Origin of the sequence: Pseudomonas putida, assembly GCF_016406145.1 — a bacterium.
Classification (GTDB): domain Bacteria; phylum Pseudomonadota; class Gammaproteobacteria; order Pseudomonadales; family Pseudomonadaceae; genus Aquipseudomonas; species Aquipseudomonas putida_E.
The window spans coordinates 5,439,835-5,460,902 of record NZ_CP066306.1 but is presented as its reverse complement, the minus strand read 5'-3'; the positions used below and the strand labels follow the sequence as shown (position 1 = coordinate 5,460,902).

Annotated in this window: 19 protein-coding genes, 1 tRNA gene and 1 pseudogene; 7 read left to right on the top strand and 14 right to left on the bottom strand. The window is 58.8% G+C overall.

What is annotated here, in order from left to right:
* The first annotated feature begins 68 nt into the window (after positions 1-68).
* The 3 genes from aguA (at position 69) to JET17_RS25205 (ending at position 3,303) form a co-directional block, all read left to right on the top strand.
* On the top strand, positions 69-1,175 hold the full coding sequence (gene aguA / locus JET17_RS25215) for an agmatine deiminase (protein WP_012316699.1): 1,107 nt from the start codon (positions 69-71) through the stop codon (positions 1,173-1,175).
* A gap of 181 nt (positions 1,176-1,356) precedes the next feature.
* Positions 1,357-1,554, top strand: coding sequence for a hypothetical protein (locus JET17_RS25210; RefSeq protein ID WP_012316698.1), 198 nt, complete (start codon positions 1,357-1,359; stop codon positions 1,552-1,554).
* Between the two features lie 429 nt (positions 1,555-1,983).
* A complete protein-coding gene (locus JET17_RS25205) occupies positions 1,984-3,303 on the top strand; it encodes an OprD family porin (protein ID WP_012316697.1) in 1,320 nt (439 codons plus the stop codon).
* 149 nt (positions 3,304-3,452) lie between these two features.
* Here JET17_RS25205 and JET17_RS25200 read toward each other — a convergent pair whose 3' ends face one another.
* Entirely contained in the window at positions 3,453-5,114 is a 1,662-nt protein-coding gene (locus JET17_RS25200; RefSeq protein WP_012316696.1) for an FMN-binding glutamate synthase family protein, read from the bottom strand.
* Between the two features lie 315 nt (positions 5,115-5,429).
* Here JET17_RS25200 and JET17_RS25195 point away from each other — a divergent pair, with 315 nt between their 5' ends.
* The gene (locus JET17_RS25195) at positions 5,430-5,717 is read left to right on the top strand and encodes a helix-turn-helix domain-containing protein (RefSeq protein ID WP_012316695.1); all 288 of its coding nucleotides are present in this window, start codon (positions 5,430-5,432) and stop codon (positions 5,715-5,717) included.
* 397 nt (positions 5,718-6,114) lie between these two features.
* Here JET17_RS25195 and JET17_RS25190 read toward each other — a convergent pair whose 3' ends face one another.
* From JET17_RS25190 to JET17_RS25160, 7 genes and pseudogenes are all read right to left on the bottom strand, one after another.
* Positions 6,115-7,143, bottom strand: a complete 1,029-nt coding sequence (locus JET17_RS25190) for a tetratricopeptide repeat protein (protein WP_198823185.1) — start codon at positions 7,141-7,143, stop codon at positions 6,115-6,117.
* Between the two features lie 79 nt (positions 7,144-7,222).
* Positions 7,223-8,587 carry an ATP-binding protein gene (locus tag JET17_RS25185; protein WP_198823184.1) on the bottom strand — a complete coding sequence of 455 codons (1,365 nt, stop codon included), beginning with the start codon at positions 8,585-8,587 and terminating at the stop codon, positions 7,223-7,225.
* Positions 8,588-8,741: 154 nt separating this feature from the next.
* A complete protein-coding gene (locus JET17_RS25180; RefSeq protein WP_080516504.1) occupies positions 8,742-9,017 on the bottom strand; it encodes a hypothetical protein in 276 nt (91 codons plus the stop codon).
* Positions 9,014-9,998 (bottom strand): annotated as a pseudogene (locus JET17_RS25175) (integrase domain-containing protein). Before JET17_RS25175 ends, JET17_RS25180 begins: the two are co-directional and overlap by 4 nt.
* A gap of 930 nt (positions 9,999-10,928) precedes the next feature.
* Complete coding sequence (locus JET17_RS25170; protein WP_012316692.1) at positions 10,929-12,248, bottom strand: tyrosine-type recombinase/integrase; 1,320 nt, start codon at positions 12,246-12,248, stop codon at positions 10,929-10,931.
* Positions 12,249-12,410: 162 nt separating this feature from the next.
* Positions 12,411-12,486 (bottom strand) — tRNA-Thr (locus JET17_RS25165).
* A 98-nt stretch (positions 12,487-12,584) separates the two neighbouring features.
* Positions 12,585-12,839, bottom strand: a complete 255-nt coding sequence (locus tag JET17_RS25160; protein ID WP_039604502.1) for a hypothetical protein — start codon at positions 12,837-12,839, stop codon at positions 12,585-12,587.
* A gap of 547 nt (positions 12,840-13,386) precedes the next feature.
* Here JET17_RS25160 and JET17_RS25155 point away from each other — a divergent pair.
* Both JET17_RS25155 and JET17_RS25150 read left to right on the top strand, forming a co-directional pair.
* Positions 13,387-13,668 carry a hypothetical protein gene (locus JET17_RS25155; RefSeq protein WP_012316690.1) on the top strand — a complete coding sequence of 94 codons (282 nt, stop codon included), beginning with the start codon at positions 13,387-13,389 and terminating at the stop codon, positions 13,666-13,668.
* Positions 13,658-13,930 carry a DUF3077 domain-containing protein gene (locus tag JET17_RS25150; protein WP_012316689.1) on the top strand — a complete coding sequence of 91 codons (273 nt, stop codon included), beginning with the start codon at positions 13,658-13,660 and terminating at the stop codon, positions 13,928-13,930. The genes JET17_RS25155 and JET17_RS25150 overlap by 11 nt, the downstream gene beginning before the upstream one ends.
* A 284-nt stretch (positions 13,931-14,214) precedes the next feature.
* On the opposite strand, the gene JET17_RS25145 is transcribed toward JET17_RS25150, so the two are convergent.
* The 5 genes from JET17_RS25145 to JET17_RS25125 form a co-directional block, all read right to left on the bottom strand.
* The gene (locus JET17_RS25145) at positions 14,215-15,420 is read right to left on the bottom strand and encodes a methyltransferase (RefSeq protein ID WP_012316688.1); all 1,206 of its coding nucleotides are present in this window, start codon (positions 15,418-15,420) and stop codon (positions 14,215-14,217) included.
* Positions 15,421-15,505: 85 nt separating this feature from the next.
* A complete protein-coding gene (locus JET17_RS25140; protein WP_012316687.1) occupies positions 15,506-16,195 on the bottom strand; it encodes an ABC transporter permease in 690 nt (229 codons plus the stop codon).
* The gene (locus JET17_RS25135) at positions 16,192-16,887 is read right to left on the bottom strand and encodes an ABC transporter permease (RefSeq protein WP_012316686.1); all 696 of its coding nucleotides are present in this window, start codon (positions 16,885-16,887) and stop codon (positions 16,192-16,194) included. The genes JET17_RS25140 and JET17_RS25135 overlap by 4 nt, the downstream gene beginning before the upstream one ends.
* 55 nt (positions 16,888-16,942) lie before the next feature.
* Entirely contained in the window at positions 16,943-17,695 is a 753-nt protein-coding gene (locus JET17_RS25130; protein ID WP_012316685.1) for an ABC transporter substrate-binding protein, read from the bottom strand.
* 11 nt (positions 17,696-17,706) lie between these two features.
* Positions 17,707-18,480 (bottom strand): ABC transporter ATP-binding protein, encoded by a 774-nt coding sequence (locus JET17_RS25125; protein ID WP_012316684.1) that lies wholly within the window; start codon positions 18,478-18,480, stop codon positions 17,707-17,709.
* Positions 18,481-19,120: 640 nt separating this feature from the next.
* On the opposite strand from JET17_RS25125, the gene gabP reads away from it, so the two are divergent.
* Positions 19,121-20,506 (top strand): GABA permease, encoded by a 1,386-nt coding sequence (gabP, locus tag JET17_RS25120; RefSeq protein ID WP_012316683.1) that lies wholly within the window; start codon positions 19,121-19,123, stop codon positions 20,504-20,506.
* Between the two features lie 108 nt (positions 20,507-20,614).
* Here gabP and JET17_RS25115 read toward each other — a convergent pair whose 3' ends face one another.
* A complete protein-coding gene (locus tag JET17_RS25115) occupies positions 20,615-21,058 on the bottom strand; it encodes a hypothetical protein (protein WP_012316682.1) in 444 nt (147 codons plus the stop codon).
* Positions 21,059-21,068: the final 10 nt, after the last annotated feature.

The following is a 21,068-nucleotide window of genomic DNA, read 5'->3' as shown; positions in this document are numbered from 1 at the left end:
GATATATATCGGTTATAAAATCGGCATCCAAATTGACCATCGGCCTAGGGCCTTTGCAGAGGTTACCCATGAAAACCCTCAACTCCACCCCCCGCGCCGACGGTTTCCACATGCCCGCCGAATGGGCGCCGCAAAGCCAGGTGTGGATGGTCTGGCCCGAGCGTTCGGACAACTGGCGCCTGGGAGGCAAGCCTGCCCAGGCTGCCCACGTCACCCTGGCCAAGGCCATCGCCCGCTTCGAGCCGGTTACCGTTGCTGTTTCTGCCGGCCAGTACGAAAACGCCCGTCGGCAGCTCGACCTGCCCAACATCCGTGTGGTGGAAATCAGCAACGACGACGCCTGGGTGCGTGATACCGGCCCGACCTTCGTCATCAACGATTCGGGCGAAGTGCGCGGTGTGGATTGGGGCTTCAACGCCTGGGGCGGCTTCGACGGCGGCTTGTACGCGCCGTGGAACCGCGATGAGGAGCTGGCAGCCAAGGTGCTGGAGATGGAGCGTTGCCAGCGCTACCAGACCGAAGGCTTCGTGCTTGAGGGCGGATCGATCCATGTGGATGGTGAGGGCACCCTGATCACTACCGAAGAATGCCTGCTCAACCGCAACCGCAACCCGCACCTGAACCGTGAGCAGATTGAAGAGATCCTGCGTGAGCACCTGGCGGTGGAGACCATCGTCTGGCTGCCCGATGGCCTGTACAACGACGAAACCGACGGCCACGTGGACAACTTCTGCTGTTACGTCAGCCCAGGCGAAGTGTTACTGGCCTGGACCGATGATTCCAACGACCCCAACTATGCGCGCTGCCATGCCGCCTATGAGGTGCTGAAAAACAGCCGCGATGCCAAAGGCCGCGAGTTTGTGGTGCACAAGATGCCCATTCCTGGCCCGCTGTTCGCCACTGAAGAAGAGTGCGCCGGCGTCGATCACGTGGTCGGTAGCCAGGAGCGAGACCCGTCGGTACGCCTGGCCGGGTCCTACGTGAACTTCCTGATCGTCAACGGCGGCATCATCGCGCCAAGCTTCAATGACCCGGCAGATGCCCAGGCCAGAGCCATTCTGGCCAAAGTATTCCCGGACCACGAAGTGGTGATGATCCCCGGGCGTGAACTGCTGCTGGGGGGTGGCAACATTCACTGCCTGACTCAGCAGCAACCGGCGCCGGTCAAGCGCTGAAGCAACGCTGCAGAAAAAGCCCGTCGCCTGACGGGTTTTTTTTTGGCCGCGACGTCCGGCATGTCGAAATGGCATATGTTTTGTATTGTTTTCAGGGAGTTAACTCAGCAGTACGGTCACTCCGTTCTGTAACAATCAAGACGTAGATTAGCCGCTCACGGGGTAAGGAGTACGTGTAGACATGAACACAGCAAGTGAGACGGCTTTGCGCCCATCGGCAGTAAATCACCAAGCGCTGAAAACCTTGGCACATTGGTTGAAACACCATGGAAGCAATCGGGTCAGGACGACCGACCCACGACGTTTGCTGGATGGCCGCTACCCGCAGGGCCTGATCAGCGATGCGGAGCTGGAAGCGCTGCTGGGCGTGTGGCACTGAACAGGGCAGGAGCCCGCACCACCCTTGAGAAACGCCACCGCATTTGCGGTGGCGTTTTCATTTCTGGGGGCCAAGGCCGGGCTTGTAACACTTAATCCCAGAATTGCCCTACGCGACAAAGCGATTTATCCAACCAAAGACAAAATGCCCGCTGATAGCGCGAACATGCAAGGAAATGCCCTGTTCGATCGCATTATTTTGGTTATATCGACCTGCATTTCACGAGTTTTTGACATTTGTAATCGCACGCGGCTAGGATTCGGCCAACGCCTGCTGGCCATGACCTGGCCATGCTGCTGCACAAGGCCCGCCACACGACCACCGGCGGGCCTTTCAGTTCGGATCCGCATAGCGTCGAACCTACGAAGGGGCGTTGGTTCCTGGCGTCATATTGCAGAGCGTTTTTGATTACGAAATAAGGAAAACAAGATGTTGAAAACCAGGATCAGCCTGGTCGCTTTGGCGATGATCGCCGCGACCCAGGCCCAGGCCAACGAGCAGGCCGAGAGCAAGGGCTTTATCGAAGACAGCCACGCAAACGTTCTTCTGCGTAACGCTTACATCAACCGTGACAAGAAACACGGTACCGATGACCAGATCGAATGGGGCCAGGCGGCAATCGCCAACTTCTCCTCCGGCTTCACCCAGGGCACCGTGGGCGTGGGCGTTGACGCGTTCGGCCTGTATGCCGTACGCCTGGACGGCGGCAAGGGCCACAATGGTGGCGCTGGCGTTGACTTCTTCAAGCCAGGAAACACCAAGAACGCCGACGGCAACGCCAGCGGCCCGCATGACCTGGCCCGTGCCGGCGCGGCTGTGAAGTTCCGCATCTCCAACACCGTGCTCAAGTACGGTGACCAGATGCCGTCCCTGCCAGTGCTGCAGTACGATGATGGCCGACTGCTGCCAGAAAGCTTCACCGGTACCCTGATCACCTCCAAGGAAATCCAGGGCCTTGAGCTGAACGCCGGCCGCTTCACCCAAGAAGCGCGCAAGAGCGCCGAGCGTCGTGACGGTGGCGGCCTGAAGTCGATCAACGTCTTCGGCGGCAGCTACAAGTTCACCGACAACTTCACCGCTTCGCTGTACACCGCAGACAACGAAGACGTGATGAAGAAGCACTACCTGGGCCTGAACTACGTCTTCCCGATCGCCAACGACCAGTCCCTGACCCTGGACTTCAACGGCTACAAGTCGGACATCGACAAGCAGTACGTCCAGGCCGCCGGCCTGAACGGCGACTCCAACACCATCTGGAGCCTGGCCGCGACCTACGCCTACGGTGCACACTCGTTCACCCTCGCGCACCAGCGCAGCACCGGCAGCACCGGTTACAACTACGGCTGGTACCAGAACGAAGGTGGCGTGGGTGACGGTGGTTCGACCATCTACCTGGCCAACTCCTACTGGTCCGACTTCAACGCCGAAGACGAGCGTTCCTGGCAGCTGGGCTACGGCCTGGACTTCGGTGCCTACGGCATCCCGGGCCTGACCTACAAGTTGGCCTACGTGGTGGGTGACAACATCAACACCCGCAACAACGCTAACCCGCAAGGTTTCGGCGAAGGCAAAGAGCGCGAGATCTTCAACCAGATCCGCTACGTCGTCCAGGACGGCCCGGCCAAGGACCTGTCGATCAAGCTGCGCAGCTCGTTCCTTCGCACCAACAACGCTGTACAGCAAAACGGCTACAACGACGACGGCAACGAAGTCCGCGTATTCGTCGAGTACCCGATCAGCATCTTCTGATACTGATCTGGCAGAGGGCTGCCCTGCAGCCCGTTCGCCGGCAAGCCGGCTTCCACTGGGTTTTGAGCTGAGCTTGAGAGCAGCGGGGTACCTGTGGGAGCCGGCTTGCCGGCGATGAGGCCGGTGCAGATGCCCGGCAATTCTGCCCTTCAAGCAGGCTCTGCTTCTTTTGTGCGAGCCGTTTTCGTTACAACCACTTCCCCCGTCTCCGGTGCAAAGCTGTCGCTGCGCGCCATCCGCCACATCCGCGCATAGAACTCGCTTTCGATCGAGCCGCTGAGCAATTCGCCGGGCTTGAGGAACTGATGCAAATCCGAAAACAGGCTGATCTCGCTGGTGCTGATGCGCCGTGCCAAGTGCTTGGGCTTGAGCTCCGACGGGTGCTCCAGGCCGGCGGCCGCCAGCATCTCGGCCAGGGCATGTAGGGTGTTGCGGTGGAAGCTGGCGACCCGCTGGGCCTTGTCCGGCACCACCAGCGCACGCTGGCGCAACGGGTCCTGGGTGGCCACACCGGTCGGGCACTTGTTGGTATGGCAGCTCTGCGACTGGATGCAACCGATGGCGAACATGAAACCGCGCGCCGAGTTGACCCAGTCGGCGCCGATGGCAAGCACGCTGGCGATATCGAAGGCGCTGACGATCTTGCCCGCCGCACCGATACGGATGCTCGAGCGCAGGTTCAGGCCTACCAAGGTGTTGTGCACGAACATCAGCCCTTCGCGCATGGGCACGCCCATGTTGTCACTGAACTCGCGCGGCGCCGCGCCGGTGCCGCCTTCCTTGCCGTCGACGACGATGAAATCCGGGGTGATGCCGGTGGCCAGCATGGCCTTGGCGATGCCCATGAATTCCCACGGGTGGCCCAGGCAGAACTTGAAGCCCACGGGTTTGCCACCGGACAGCTCACGCAATTGAGCGACGAAGTGCAGCAGCTCCAGCGGCGTGCGAAAGGCACTGTGCGCGGCCGGTGAGATGCAGTCCTCGCCCACACGCACGCCACGGGTGGCGGCGATTTCAGCGCTGACCTTGTGCCCTGGCAGAATGCCGCCGTGGCCGGGTTTGGCGCCCTGGCTGAGCTTGATCTCGATCATCTTCACCTGCGGGTCGCGGGCCTGGGCGGCGAAGCGCTGCGGGTCGAAGCGGCCTTGCTCGGTACGGCAGCCGAAGTAACCACTGCCAATTTCCCAAATCAGATCGCCGCCATGCTCACGGTGGTAAGGGCTGATGCTGCCTTCACCGGTGTCATGGGCAAAGCGGCCCATGCGCGCGCCGCGGTTCAGCGCGGCGATGGCGTTGGCGCTGAGTGCGCCGAAGCTCATGGCCGAAATGTTGAAGATCGACGCCGAGTAGGGCACCCGGCACTGCGGCCCGCCAATGGCGATACGGAACGAGGCAGGGTCCGGGGTTGCCACCGGCACCATCGAATGGCTGATGAATTCGAAGCCGGGTTTGTAGGCATCGTTGAGAGTGCCGAAGGCTTTCTCGGCGCTTTCGTTCTTGGCCCGGGCGTAGACCAGCGACCGTTGCGAACGGGAGAAGGGCAGCTTGTCGTCATCGCCTTCTATCAGATACTGGCGGATCTCCGGGCGGATGGTTTCGATCAGGTAGCGGATGTTGCCCAGGATCGGATAGTTGCGCCGTACTGCGTGATGGCTCTGGCGCAGGTCGTTCAGGCCAACCAGGCTGAGCAGGGCGGTGATCACCGTCAGCGGCCAGAGCCAGGTGAGCGTGGCAAGCAGGGGAAGGCTGGCGCAGGTGAAAATCAGGCAGATGGCCAGGCAGGCGTAACGGCTGGGTAGAGAATGTTTCATGGGTCCATCGCAGGCAGGATGACCGGGGCAAGGATAGGGAAACTGGGCGCGCGGAAAACCATGGCAATTGGTAAAACACTGTTACCTGATGATGGGCTGGGGTGTGGCTTTGTGCACGATTACTGGAATTAAATGGACTCTGGGTTGGGAGTAACGGGGTGAGTGCTGGGCAACGGACGTGGACGGGGCCGGCTATGCGATCGGGGATGCCAATGGTCGCGTACGAATGATTCTTATCTGTCGCAAGGGCATCATGGATACCTTGACTGATGGACAGAAAGCGCAGCTTCGCGCAATCAAGAAAGGGTGGAAGTAATGGAAAAGAATCTCTTCGACCGTCTAGTGGAAAGCATGACAAAGATGGATGAGATCGATCGCGGTGAGCGCCAGCCTTCGCGCGAATTCCACGTTGATGCGGTTCAGGTCAAAAAAATCCGCCAAGCAACTGGTCTGTCCCAGGCTGCCTTCGCCAAACGCATCAATGTTGCTGTAGGCACCCTACGGAACTGGGAACAAGGGCGCCGCGCGCCGGAAGGCCCCGCTCGTGCTCTACTTCGTGCAATACACAAAGACCCTGAGCATGTACTTGCAGCACTGAGCTGACGTCTTCGGGGGCAGGTTCAAGCTGGTCCCGCCTCCTCAAGTTAGTGCCAAGGCGGAAATATACGACGGAAGGTGGGTTTTTCGGGGGCACAGATTATGAAAGCTTTCTATGGAGCCTTGGATGGGGCACCAGGAGTCGAAAATTTCCATAAATACATGATTTAATTGGGAATATTTTTTGAATTAAGAAGCTTCTATCCCTATAGCTATCCTTACCTATTTCTATAATCCGGGCGAGGTAGGTTTTGTGGGTTCCGTGTTTGTTTTCACTGCGGATGGAAATGCAATCGGTTTTGAAGATGAAAGTGTTTAGCGATGGATTTGTAGTTGTGGCATCGCTTTGGGATGATAAGTCTTAGAGGGATGCTGCCAGCATCAGCCGGCAGCGAACTTGTTTTTAGCGGTCAGGTTGAGTTTGCATCGCAGAGATCCGCTTCTTTACAGTATCCGAGAGATTGCGAATAAGTACAATGTATTTCTCGGCTTCACGTTTGTTCTTGTGATGATAAAAGTCATTGGTGTGCCTGCTCTTAGTTGACTGTACTACTAGCAGTTCTGCCTCTTTCAAGATTCTGACGGTGCGCCCGCTGTAAACTTCTTGTTTGGCAGCGTGATAGCGAGCAATCCCTTTTCTCAACGCGCAAAGTTGTTCGGTTTTTCCGAATTTTAAGGATTTCTCAATGGCCCGGTCGCCGCCCTCAAGGTCACCTTGTTTGTATTTTATCAGCCCAAGTGTTAGCCATGCATCTGCGCTGTGCTCGTCCAATGTCGTGGCTCGTTCGGCATAGGGGTAGGCTACGTCCGGCTTACCCAAAGATCTAAATAGGAACGAGGCATAACGTTCATGTAGGGCAGCATTCAGCGGCTCTTCGAGTAACGCCAACTCAAAATTCTCGCAGGCAGCGAGATGATCTTTTTTGATCATGGCAATTTTGGCGGCTTTTGCGTATTCATTCCTGAAACCATCAGCGACTCGGTCAGTGCGATAACTTTTTTCTATTTCAAATCGAGCTGTAGCCTGTTTATCTACCTTCAGAGCAATCTTGTCGATGAGCTCCGAAACGTCAGTTGGTAATTTCTTCTTCTTTTGACGGAAGAATTCCTTAGCTAATTCCACAATCTCTAGATCGTAGCTGTCGCCTCGGTCCACGATGGTAGCGAAGTAAGTTTCACCGAGGCTTCCTTGGAACTCGGCGTGCAATACGCCTAACTGAGTGCATACATCCCCTACACATTTGCCGTCTAGAGGGCTGGCTAACGAGACCAGTGTCATGAATACTTTCTGCACTGAAGTATTCATACGTGCCCAAGCATCTTCGTACAAGAACTCCAAGAGCTCGTCATTGGTTTTTTTTAGGATTTGATCAAGGCCATCTTGGATGCTAGAAGACGATCGTGCAATGTAGCGAACCAGCGTGTCGATCAATAGTGGCTTGCACATTAGTTGAGCGCACACGTTGCGCAGTCGAGCTTCACCGGCTTGAGTAACTGCACGCGCGCCGTACTCAGATCCTAGTTTTTGTAATAGCAAATAAGAACGCTTCCGACTCAGGAAGTTGACTGACAGGAAGTGGTTCCGCATTGAGAATTTCCCGGCGTCTAGAGGTTATGACTACTCGGCCAATCTTTTTGGCGACCATGTAAATAAAGTCACCGAGTTCTTGCGCATCAACCTGTGATGTAGCCAAGGTCTCTGTATTGTCGATGATCAATAGTACGTCATTACGCGTAAACCCTTCATCGGCAAACGCTTGGGCCGCTTTGTCAATGAGTGATCGACCGTCATGCTTGTACCACTCTTTGCCTAGAATAGGAGTAAGGCTATACAGTAACTCCCTTACGCTGTCCTCCATTGCCTCGGAAATACCTTTGAAATGTATGAGGCCTTGTTCAGTCCATTTGGTTCGTTTCGCTGTGTAAAAACTGATGATCGAAGGCAGCGGAAAGTCTGCCTCGAGAGAGCCCTCTAGTAAGCTGTTGAAGAACTCAAGTACAAGAGTCGTTTTTCCAAAGCCACCGTCACCAAATACCAAGCAGGCCCTGGAGTCAACTATGTCGCCCATCCACGCCTTAAGCTTATCTAGTTCTCTACTTCGGCCAACAAACGTTGAGGTTTGCCTGCCTGGAATGTTATTAAGCAATAAGAACGAGCTATTTTGAGTGGGGATTTCTGTCCATCTAAATTTTTCCACAGTTTGGCTTTCAGCAGAGAAAACGCTGCTTTGCTGTAAGTCGCTGGTGAATTCGCGTGCATCAGTCCACGACAGCAGATGACCTTGAGCCTTCAATACACCTTTACGCGAAACGATACGTTTGATTACCACAGCATGCCCGGTCACGAGCAATGGTGTATTGATCGGCACCAACAGATCACCAATCTGAACAGCCAATCCCGATTGCTTCGCAGTGGGTAGCACGCCATCTGCGCGGGCTAAAATTCGTCGGATTAGATCTGCTGTTTTGGTAGACCAGTGATCGGTAGTAGGCGCGTCTAGGACGCCGTGCGCCGGTCGGCCGTTGCGGAAAGCAACCCACTGCTGCAATTCCTCAACCAAGCTACTCTGGCTTTCTGGCAAGGTTTCGTACCACCCATTGAAGTAGTTGCGAAACACCAGACTGCGAATCCGAGGTACCAGTGCATCTAGGATTTCTACCGGCAAACCGTCAGACGGCTGACTGAAGCGGTCCAGAAACGGCTTCAGATCTACGTCCTCATCCACAGAGGGAGTGGCTTGGATGACCGTTTCTAATGCACTGATCGAGAGGCATTGCAGGAGCGAACGCATTATAGAGCACAGATAACTCAACGATTCGCCTGGGGAGGAAAGTGAAACAGCTTTCTGCAGTTGCTCCTGATAGACCTTACGCACGTCTTCTTCCCTGTTTTGGTGGCATTGGGCCATGATGGTGCTTTATAGCAAAGTTATCCTCAATGAGGAAATGATCTGTTGGGCAGAATCCAGCCATGCGCAAGCTCAGTCACCGACCCGACCTGTCCGGTCTTAGGGGTATAGAAGGTTTCCCTCAGAGATTGAAAATCCACGATTTTACTAATCGTCGAGTAAGCAGCCTGACCGTCAGTAGGTAGTAATACCGTGTTGCTTCCTTTCGGTGGCTAATGCGATTTTCGAGAAACCAGGCCACATGCTTTTTCTGCCAACCCCAAGGTGTTTCTCGCTGCCAGCGCTCTGCAATTTCAGCCTGGATGATTTTCGCCTGCCGCAAATGACGTCGTCGCGTCGCGTGCGACCCGATTAGCACGCCAGCCAAGAACAACTCCATATCGAATGGTTTGCTCATGCTCGTCCCCCGATATAAGCCGCGGCCACTTCGATTCGACCATGCCCAAGCTCGTAGCTAATTTGCATCCGTGCATCACGATCAGTTTTCCTATCTGCTAGGCAACATTGGCCGCCGTTGATAGGCGCCCGATGCTGGGTGATTTGTTCATAGCGCTCACATGCGTACGCCGCTCGTAGCTCATGGAAGCCCTTGAGGTTGTGTGCATGCAGGATGACCCGCGCCGGGCGGATTTTTTCTTGCAGAAAATTCAGGTAGCTTTCGTGTGGCGCAATTAGGTTGCGGCTACCCAGAGGCGACACCTGCCGTGCCAACTCAAGCGCCTCTCGAATATGGTCATCCACCGCAATCCAACGTGGCGCCGAGGCGCCAGCGCGGCCACCTTTGGTGCCATCCTGAATGTTAATCCTGCCTAGGTCGTTAGCCTCACGGCTTAGCCGTGGCAGGTCAGCCAAGATGGCCTCACGCAAGCGCATGCCGGTGGCTCGCGCCAACAAAACAATCGCGGCGGCCCGTAGTTGATGTTGGTTGCAAAGCGCATCGACGATCTGCTTAACCTGTTCGCGGTCTTGGCCCTGTGGCACCGACTGTCGAACCCCGGTGCGCTGCATAAAAACCCAAAGCCTTGCTCGGGCTGTGCAATTTCACGTACTGATCACCGCGAAGCGCCGCCATGGTCCTGTTAACACTGGATAGCCGGTTTTGTGCGGTGCTAACGGCGAGGTCACCGCGCCCAACCAGGTCGCGCAGATACGCCGCATAGTCGGCCAACACTTTGCGATCAATCTGCTGCGCATCATTGATACCGGGGCCCTGTTCGGAGCGACACCACTTCACGAATGCCTGCCACCGATCACAGTGCGCTTTCACCGTGCCGTAGTGACCGCCGCCGAACATGTCTTTCAGCGCCTGGGGCCCTGCGTAGCTCAATTGTCTGCCGTAGCCGAAATTGCACCCGTCGCGTCTACCCACCAATGCCATATCGGTCACCTCTTCTTAGGCTCTCCAGTCCTCGTCCCACGTCATCCCGCCAAGAATGCTGAGTGTTATCAGGGATCAAGGCCCCTGCGACCTGTGGGGATGTCCTCTAACGCGGGACTGGCGGCTCCTTACGTCCGGGAGCGAGGGCATCTCATGATCTGGCCTCCTGAGCACCGTTACCGGTGGGCGGGTGGAGGCTGCATTGGCTGACGAGACCAGTGCCGCGAGATCCTGAGCAGGGTGAATGCAGCAATGCGATGACCGGGGCATGCCTGACTGTCAGTCAGGTGCAGTCCATTCCCTGGTCTGCGGCACCATCATCTACATCGCTGTTGCTGGTGGCATCGGCGTTTGTCACGCCAATTGTCACGAGGGGAATCGCCGCTGAGCCATGTGCGATCAGGGCTGCAGCAGTGTTAGAAGCGCCCGTCTCTTTCCGGTGAAAGAGACGGGCGCAGGTTGGCGCACGCGAAATGGCCAAGCGGATAGGTTGCTGCTGAGCAGATGGGTAGGGTGGTTGCCGCAGGGGCAACGATATTGAGTTGGCATCCATCACATGGGTAGTGACCGTACGAGCTGCCGGACGCGAATCGTACTTGCGGGTGAACCACCGCGGGAGCGGCGTGACCTCCAAGGTTCGGGTCACCTGGGGTGCTGTCATCGACAGCTCTTGCGACTCCCGGTCTACGCTTGTGGACAATATTCGTCAAGCAGCGCGATATCGGGGATTTAGCGCCTGTGGATAAAACTATCCCCCGATGGACATCAGTGGTTTTCCACAGACGTACGCTGTGCCAACAGTTTTTTTCTTAGGTATGGTCCTTTCAAACGGGGCGGCTTTGCAGCCCCGTTTGAAAGGACCCGCGCGGAGGAGCTTCATGCGGTGCTGTGGGTAACTTCACAGCGAGTTTGAGGTGGTGGTGCGGCGGGTTACTCGGTCCGCTTGGCACTGCGAAGCCGCGTGACGTTTTCGCCCGTCTGCCTGGCAAACTCATGCGGCGTCACATGGTCCTCGCGGTTCGCCTCTAGAAACCGGCTCCACCAGGTCATGATCATCCGGCGCTCTTCGAGGAACTCGGCCTTGTGGGTGTAGGCGGCGCGCACGTTGTTGCGTTCCTTGTGGCTCATCTGCCGCTCGATAGCCGTCTCCGACCACAGCCCGGACTCGACCAGCGCACTGCACGCCATGGCTCGGAACCCGTGGCCGCAGATATCCACCTTGGTGTCATAGCCCATCGTCCTTAGCGCGGCGTTCACCGTGTTCTCGGACATCGGCTTCCACGGTTTGGCATCCCCCGCGAACACCAGCTCGAACTTGCCGGTGATCGCGTGGATCTGCTCAAGCAAGGCCACTGCCTGCGGCGATAAGGGTACAACGTGGATATCCCCGGCCATTTTTGTACCCCTTGTGGAAAAGGGTACTCCGTCCAGCGCCGGGCGGGTGTCGGGGATCTCCCAGATGCCACGCTTGAGGTCAAACTCGTTCCAACGGGCGAAGCGCAGTTCACTGGAGCGCACGAACACGTGCAGCGATAGCATCACCGTGAGGCGCGTGAGTGGGCGACCTTTGTAGCCGTCGATACGCGCCTGTAGCTCAGGCAACCGCGATAAGGGTAGTGCGGGTCGATGTGTAACCCGTGGCGTTTTGATCGAGCCATCGAGATCGTGAGCCGGGTTCGCCGTGATCAGTCGCAGCCGTTTGGCTTCGCGCATGATGCTTTGCAGGTAGTTCTTGATCCTCAGCGCCACGTCGATGGTGCCGCGCTTCGTCACAGCCTCCAGTGGCTGCATGAGGTCGTGGGTATCCAACTCAACGATTGCCCTGGCACCTAACAAAGGGAATACGTGAGTCTTCAACCGGCTGAGCACAGTCTTAGCGTGGCCCGGCGCCCACTTCGGCACCATCCCGGCATACCAATCGAGCGCAACGCTTTCGAAGGTTCGGCCATTGATCACGGCTTGCACCTTGGCCTGCTGCTTGGACTGGATAGGGTCAATGCCGTTGGCGAGCTGCTGTTTGAGCTCGAAGCGCTTGTGGCGAGCGTCAGCCAGCCCGACCACCGGGTAATTGCCGAGTGAGGTCAGGCCCTCGCGACCATCGGGCTTCACATACCTGAGCCGCCAGCCTTTGCGACCGTTGGGTTTCACGAGCAGGTAAAGGCCATCGCCGTCAAAAAGCTTGTACTCACGTTCGCGAGCCTTTGCAGTGCGGCAGGCGTTGTCGGTAAGGGGAGCCGTTGTGCGAGCCATAAGGGTACTTTCCAATGTCGAATTGGTAGGTATCCTTAAAAGTACCCTTATTAACGCTGGCTACCCTCGGAATCCGACGGAACGCCAAAACGAAAAAACCCGCCAGAAGGCGGGTTTTTCGGGGGTTCCAGAGATTTTGAAAGCTTTCTCTGGAACCTTGTATGGTGCCGGCACCAGGAATCGAACCCGGGACCTACTGATTACAAGTCAGTTGCTCTACCATCTGAGCTATACCGGCAATGGGGCATCATTATAACGATCGGTTGGCGCCTGTAAACCACTTCCTTGCGATTGTTTGAAAATGGCCTAAGTCACCGGCTTAAAAGGAGAAATTTCCTACCAGCCGCGGTGGATGGTGTTGACGTTTGGTTCGGTCTTGGCGGGGTTGAAGAACAGCTTGTCGTTGTCGCAGCCACGCTTGCGGCAGGGGCTTTCTACGCGAAGGGGCAGGCCGTTGTCGCCACCCAGCTGCATGCCGGGGGTGTTCCAGTCCAGGTTGCTGGTGTGCTGTGGCGTGGTGCCGCTGCCGTTGGAGCAGGCAGTCAGGGCCAGGGAGAGGGTCAGCAGGGCAAGGGATTTGGCGTGGGGCACGATGTCGAGGTCCGTTAGTCCATGTCGAATCTGGCGCAACGCCAGACGGTCGCGTGGCTGGCGGGGCAGCGCGCGACGTAGCTTTTTAATGATTTGGGGGACGGATCATACACCGTTGTGCCGGACTCGCGGTGGATCGGCTTCGCATTGTGATGACTGTGCAGGCGTCTTCGCGGGTAAACCCACTCCCAAAGTTGCGGTGGTGCTCTTTCGCTCGGAGCGCAGCTGTAAGGTATTTCTGAATCTGAAACCAAATGCTTCAGTAACGGAGCACTTGGGAATTATCCTACGCAGCTTGCCGAAGCTTCACTGTTGGCGGGGAAGTGCCCCAGGGATACCGTTCCTGGGTCGCCAATACCCTGGTGACCGGGTGTGAGAAACCCGTTGTGGAGCTACTTGGCTAGCCTGTTATGGCGGTCGTACGCGGGCAGACTTCGGTCTGGCCGAGCTTTGTAGCTCCCTCGGTTTTCTCACCCCGCGTATGACTGCCACCTAGATCTGTGAGAAAGATCCGCGTGGCGGTTTCCAACTCAACGGAGCTGCTGCCATGAAGAAAATCGTTCCAGACCCACCTCGTCCTCTCATCTCCACCCCTTACTTCACCATCCACAGCGACATCTCCCCTCCCGACGCCATCGCCCACGCCGGCCAGCTTTTGCGTGTCGTAGTCGAAACCCTGGACGACCACTGCCGTGACCACGTAGGCGAGCCCGGCCTGAACCTGCTGGCAAACGCCAACCATGCGGCGTATTCGGCCTATGTGCTGATCCAGCATGCGAAGGGGCGTTTGGACGATGCGCAGGATGGGAGTCGTTCACATGAGTCTTGAAAAAAAGCCTGTCACCACAGCCGGTATCGAGACGTTTCTCGAAGTCGGCAACCCGCCCGTGAATCTCTTGCGCGTACAACCCGGCATCCCTGTGGACGACGCCTACGAACAGGTTTCGATATTGCTGGGCTACATCAAGCATCTGGTGCGCGAAGGCGATATGGAAGATGACCACAAGCTTCTGGGCGCCGCCGATTACCTCAGCGTGTTGGCCAAGTCACTGATGAACGATATCGAGATGGCGAAGAACAAGTTGCACTGAGTTGGAACGCACCTGTGGGGGCCGGGAAGCCGGCGCCCACAATCAGGCAGCGGCCGCACCAATCCAGCGCTGTTTGCCTAATCGAATTTTTGTTTATGCACAAGAGGCATCAGCGCCGTGCGCGAAAGGCGTGCCGATACGACGCACCGCTGGTCTTTGCGCAAAGGCCTGTTTTTACTGGGGTTGCAGCGGCAGCGGGAATAAGCCGAACGTTTGAAATAACGCTTGGATCCAAACATTCATCACAAGCTTGTTCACAGACTTATCCACAGGTTGTGCTGTGGCTAACGGTCGCGCTCGGCAAGCAGCAGCAGGTTGCGTGGGGTGAGTGGATAATCGCAAAAGGTGCCCAGGCGTACGGCGTAGCCTTGCTCTTCAAGAAACAGTGCGCGGTCGAGCACCAGCCACATTTCCAGTGGCCTTCTGAACAGGTTGCGTACCCGTTCCAGGTTGCGCACCTGGGCAAGGCGCTGCCAGCCCTCTGCTTCCAAGGCATCCCAATCGGGGTTGATGGTCAGTTCCAGCTCGCGCAGTTCGGCCAGATCGCGGCAGTACTGCTCGAAAGGTTTGGCCAGCCAGGCAACCGGCAATGACGGTGTGGGCAGGTATTCATCACGCTGGCGTTGGCGGCGCTGCAGCAGGTCGAAGCCCAGGCGCCTGGCCATGGAGCAGTCGCGCTGGTGGCGAACCCGGGCGCCGGCGGTCACGGTTTCGCTCAGCGGCAGGCCCAGGTCGAGGAGCGACAGCTGCAGCGCCGAGCGCTGCGCAGCTGTGGATAACGGCTGGTACTGCTCGCCCTGGATGCGGTTGTAGCAGCAGGGCGCCACGGCGAGATGGCGGCAGCCTTGCTCACTGGCCACCCGCAGCAAGTGCACATGCAGGTCGCCGCAGGCATGCAGGGCCACCACGCTCTTGTCGCTGCCCAGGTGGCGGCGGCTGCCCGCTGCCATGACATCCTGGTGCACGTGGGTTGCCGGCAGCTGGTGGTGGTCACTCAGGGCCTGGCCGGCGGTGACCAGTTGGGCGTCGTACTCCAGGCAGGTCAGCTGCTGGCCGGGCTGCAGCAGGCGGCGGCCGAGGTAGCCTTTGCCTGAGCACCAGTCCAGCCAGTGGTGGGTCTGCGTGCGAAAGTTCAGGCGGCGGCTGAAGGCCTCGATCTGCTGCCACTTACGGCCCGGGACGTTGACGTCCAGGCGGTGTGCGGCGGGGGGCAGGCCGGTGTCGGGCAGCTCGCCCAGGGCGCTGAGCTGTTGGGCTTGCCGGGCGAGGTGCGGAAAAGGTGCGGGCACGCCCTGGGGGTCAAGGTTGGCTTCGGCATCGCTCAGGCTGCATTGGCGCAGGTGGGCGGACAGTGCGGGGTGTTCGGCTTCCCAGTCCAGGCGCAGGGTGGTGAAGGGCCTGGGTTTCCACAGCTGCTGGTGCTCGGTCAGGAACTGGTCGAGGGCCAGGAAGCGTTCGCGTAGGTGGTGGCTGTGGAGGAAAGGGGGCATGGGGCTTGGCACTGGTTGAGGTGAAGGGCCCCACCGCCATCAAGCCGGCTTGACGGCGGTGGGTTGCAGAGCAGCCCGTGGGGTTTTAACGCCCTTGGCAGGCATCCACCCGCAACCAGCGCTCCAGCAGCTTGAAGCCTTGCACCAGCAGGAACGAGATCACCAGGTAGAACACCCCGGCAGCAAAGAAGATCTCCACCGGCAGGTAGGTACGGGCAATGATGGTCCGTGCCATGCCGGTCAGCTCCAGCAGGGTCACCGTACTGGCCAGTGCGCTGGCCTTGAGCATCAGGATCACTTCGTTGCTGTAGGCCGGCAGGCCGATGCGCGCAGCGCGGGGCAGCATGATGTAGAACAGCGTCTTGCCACGGGACATGCCCAGCGCTCGCGCCGCTTCAATTTCACCTTTGGGGATAGACTGCAGCGCGCCGCGCAGGATCTCGGCGATGTAGGCCGCAGTGTGCAGGGTCATGGTCAGCACCGTGCACCAGAACGGATCGCGCAGGTAGGGCCAGAGGCTGCTCGAACGCACTGCGTCGAACTGCGCCAGGCCGTAGTAGACCAGGAACAGCTGCACCAGCAGGGGTGTGCCGCGGAAGAAGAAGATGTAGCTGAAGGGCAGGGCGCGCACGTACCAGTGCCGCGATGAGCGGGCGATACCCAGCGGGATCGCCAGGATCAGCCCGGCAACGACCGCGATGGCTACCAGCTCAAGGGTCAGGGTGGCACCCTGGGCCAGGCGCGGCAGCCACTTGATGATCACTTCCCAGTTCATTGTTCGGCCCTCGCAAAGCCGCGAGCGGCGCGTTTTTCCATGAAGTGCATGCCGGTCATGGCGACCACGGTCAGGCCCAGGTAGATGCAGGCCGCGACCATGTAGAAGGTGAACGGCTCTTTGGTCACGGTCACGCCGATCTGCGCGTGGCGCATGATTTCTTCCAGGCCGATCACCGACACCAGGGCGGTGTCCTTCATCAGGATCATGAACAGGTTGCCAAGGCCCGGCAGGGCGATGCGCCACATTTGCGGGAGGATGATCCGCGACAGGATGCGCGCTTTGGACAGGCCCAGCGCCAGGCCGGCTTCACGGTGGCCCTTGGGGATCGCGAGGATGGCGCCACGGAATACTTCAGTGGCGTAGGCGCCGAAGCACAGGCCCAGGGCGATCACGCCGGCGGCGAAGGCACTGAGTTCCAGGCCAGGCATGTTGAGGGCTTCGCCGAGGCTGTTCATCAGGCCGACGGTGCCGAAATAGATAAGCAGGACCCAGAGCAGTTCGGGCACGCCGCGAACCAGGGTCGAGTAGAAGCCGCCGAGCCATTGCAGTGGCTTGAGCGGGGAGGTTTTGGCCAGGGCGCCGAGCAGGCCCAGGACCAGCCCCAGCAGCAAGGCGCAAAGCGCCAGTTTTACGGTCATCAGGGTGCCAGCCGCCAGGGCCGGACCGAATCCGTGCAGGTCGATATTCATGGGCAGGGTCGTTCTAGGGACCGGCGCGCCGCAAGGGCGCGCTGGTCGGGGCGAATCATTCGATGCTGAATGGGAAGTACTTGTCGTTGATCTTCTTGTACGTTCCGTCAGCCTTGATTTCTGCCAGGGCTTTGTTCAGCTTCTCGCGCAGCGGGTCACCCTTGCGTACGGCGATGCCGATCTTGTCGCTGTCGACCACAGGTTCGCCTTTGAACTCGAAGTTCATGCCGTCCTTGCTCTTGAGCCACTCGTACTGCACGTACTTGTCGGCCAGGATGCCGTCCACTCGGCCAGAGATCAGGTCGAGGTAGGCGTTTTCCTGGGTGTCGTACAGCTTGATGTCGATGTCGCTGCCGTAGGTGTCTTCCAGCCAGGTACCGGCCAGGGTGGCGCGCTGGGTGCCGATGATCTTGCCTTTGAGGTAGCCCGCGTCGGTCTTGAAGTCGACGTTCTTCGGCGCGATGAACTGCAGCTTGTTGGAGTAGTACGGGTCGGTGAAGTCGACAGCCTGCTTACGCTCGTCGGTGATCGACAGCGACGACACCAGGAAGTCAAACTTCTTGGCGTTGAGGGCCGGGATGATGCCGTCCCAGTCGGAGGTGACGACCGAGCATTCGACTTTCATCTTGGCGCACAGGGCGTCGCCGATGTCTTTGTCAAAGCCGACCACGTTACCGCTGGCGTCCTTGTTGTTGAACGGCGGGTAGGCCGCCTCGATACCCATGCGCAGTTTTTCTGCAGCCATGGCGTTGGCCGAAAACACCAGCGTGGCGGCAGCTGCCAGGAGGAATTTCTTGTAAGTCTGCATGTGTTGCTCCGTTAGCGGTGGCTGGACATGAATTGCTTGCAACGCGCCGAGGTCGGGTTTTCGAAGACCTGCTGCGGCGATCCTTGCTCTTCAACCAGGCCCTGGTGCAGGAAAACCACTTCACTGGACACCTGGCGGGCAAAGTTCATCTCGTGCGTCACCAGCAGCATGGTACGGCCTTCTTCGGCCAGTGCGCGGATAACGTTAAGCACTTCCTGGACCATTTCCGGATCGAGCGCCGAGGTTGGCTCATCGAACAGAATGACTTTAGGCCGCATGGCCAGGGTGCGGGCGATGGCAGCACGCTGCTGCTGGCCACCGGAAAGCTGGGCGGGGTAGCTGTGGCGCTTGTCGTAGATGCCGACCTTGTTCAGCAGCGCTTCGGCGGCTTCGGTGGCTTCGGCCTTGCTCTGGCCGAGCACGCGGCGTGGCGCCTCGATGATGTTGTCGAGGATCGACATGTGCGGCCACAGGTTGAAATTCTGGAAGACGAAGCCGATCTCGCTGCGCAGGCGATTGATCTGGCGGTTGTCGGCAGCGATCAGGTCGCCGTTCTTGGCGGCCTTGAGCTTGAGAGCCTCACCGGCAACCAGGATTTCGCCCTGGTGCGGGTTTTCCAACAGGTTGATGCAGCGCAGCAGGGTGGACTTGCCGGAGCCGGACGATCCCAGAATGGAGATCACGTCACCGTCACGCGCGGTCAGCGAAATGCCCTTGAGAATTTCCTGGTCGCCGTAGCGTTTGTGCAGGTTGCGGATTTCCAGCGCGGGCGTGGCCTGGGCCATGTGCGGTCCTCATGTGTTCGGGTGCGTTCCCAGCTGTTGGCGGCCTTCCTGGCGTGCGCCAAGCTAGCATAGCGGCATCAGGGCGGCCAACAGGGTCGCAAGGGGCTTTGGGCAATGCTGGGGCAGTTTGTCGCATCGCTGCAGCGCAACGTCGCGCAGATGTCCGCGAGGGTCTCGCCCAGCTCCATAGCCTTGATGAAAAAAGGCGCGATGGTGCCAGCTTTGGGCAGCACTGGGAAGCGCTTTTGGGCCATTTGCGGCTAAAGGCGCTGTCGCTGGCGAGTATTCGGGGTTACCCGACAACAGTCCCATCCAAGTGAAGGGTTGTACCACAGGGTTGCACTTTGATGCCTTGCAACAGTGCAAAGGTGTTACCGAGGAGCACCTTTGGTGCGATTGTAAGTGGGTATTTCTGTAATCTGGCCTTTGCTATGGCTTTTGATGGCCTTTCGGTCAGGGCTTGGCCGAATGCCCTGCAAGCCGCTTGTTTTGCGGCCTGCCAACTTCGGCTGATGAATGTATGGGATAGGTGGCCCGCTTATTGCCCTATGGAAACCGCCGATTGCAGCGACGCCTAAATCAACCCCCAGGCGCGCTTTTACTGACAGTCGGGCGGTCCACTCCTTACAAAGGTAGTTTTATGAGCGGTAACAATTCCAATGACCTCGCTCAGGGGCTCAAACAACGGCATGTGACCATGCTGTCCATTGCTGGCGTTATCGGCGCCGGCCTGTTCGTCGGCTCCGGCCACGCCATCGCGGCTGCAGGCCCTGCCGTGCTGCTGGCCTACGCCGCTGCCGGTACCCTGGTAGTGCTGGTGATGCGCATGCTGGGTGAAATGGCGATCGCCTCGCCGGATACCGGTTCGTTCTCCACCTACGCCGACCGCGCCATTGGCCGCTGGGCCGGTTTCACCATCGGCTGGCTGTACTGGTGGTTCTGGGTGCTGGTGATCCCGCTGGAGGCCAACGCCGCTGCAGCAATCCTGCATGCCTGGTTCCCCGCCGTCGACCTCTGGGCCTTCTCCCTGCTGATCACCTTGGCGCTGACCCTGACCAACCTGTGCAGTGTGAAGAACTACGGTGAGTTCGAGTTCTGGTTCGCTCTGCTGAAGGTGCTGGCGATCATCGGTTTCATCGTCGTTGGCTGTGTCGCCATGTTCGGCCTGATGCCGAGCAGCCAGGTGAGCGGTGCCAGCCACCTGTTCGACACCCAGGGCTTCATGCCCAATGGCTTGGGCGCCGTGCTGGCGGCCATGCTGACCACCATGTTCTCGTTCATGGGTACCGAGATCGTCACCATCGCTGCTGCCGAATCGAAAGACCCGGGCAAGCAGATCAGCCGTGCCACCAACTCGGTGATCTGGCGTATCTGCCTGTTCTACCTGGTGTCGATCTTCCTGGTCGTGGCCCTGGTGCCGTGGAACGATCCGGCGCTGGCCGAGGCCGGCTCGTACCAGACCGTGCTGAGCCGCATCGGCGTGCCGAATGCCAAGCTGATCGTCGACATCGTGGTGTTGATCGCTGTAACCAGCTGCCTGAACTCGGCGCTGTACACCTCGTCGCGCATGCTGTTCTCGCTGAGCAAGCGCGGTGATGCCCCAGCTATCGCACAGCGCACCACCAAGGCGGCGACCCCGCATGTAGCCGTGTTGCTGTCCACCGCTGCGGCGTTCCTGTGTGTGTTCGCCAACTACGTGGCGCCTGCCCAGGTGTTCGAGTTCCTGCTGGCAAGCTCCGGCGCCATCGCGCTGCTGGTTTACCTGGTGATCGCCATTTCGCAGCTGCGCATGCGTAGCCAGCGTGAAGCGCGCGGTGAAAAGATCGACTTTAAGATGTGGCTGTTCCCGGGCCTGACCTGGGCGAGCATTGCCTTCATCGTTGCCGTGCTGGTGGTGATGGCGCTGCGTGAGGACCACCGTGCGGAGATCATCGCGACGGCGCTGCTGAGCATTGGGGTGGTGGCGGCTGGCTTGCTGGTGCATCGTAAGCGCCAGGCTGCCGGGCGGGTGGCGCTGGATAACTGATCCGCGCTGGCTGCAATGAAAAGGCCGCGCCCTGTGAAGGGTGCGGCCTTTTTTGTTTGCCTGGTCTGGCCCTATCGCCGGCAAGCCGGCGATAGGGCCGGTGAGCATTCAGCCGAACTGTTTCTGCTGCTGTTGCTGCTTGGCCACCAGTTCGGAAGCAGCGATGTAGGCTTCCTGGAACTCGTCGCTTTCCAGCCAGGCCATGGTGGTGTCTTCGTCGGCACCATCGAGCCAGGTGCGGTAGGCGTTGAACACCAGCACGATGTAGTCGGTGGCGTGCACTTCCTTGTGGCCCTTGAGCACCAGTGCCAGCAGCGGGTCGACCAAGAACACCGAGATCATCGAGACCAGGCTGGTCTCCTGGGCGGCCTTCATCTTCACGAACAGCTCTTTATAGCTGTCGGTCTCCATGGCCTTGTTGAACACCTGCTCGATGCTGGCGCTGTCACCGGCGCTGGCTTTCACTGCCTGGCCACTGCGTACCATGCGGTTTTGCTTGGCTTTGCTGGCGGCGCGTTTGGCGCGTTTCTGTTGCTTGGTATTGGTGGCCATGGGGCTGGAA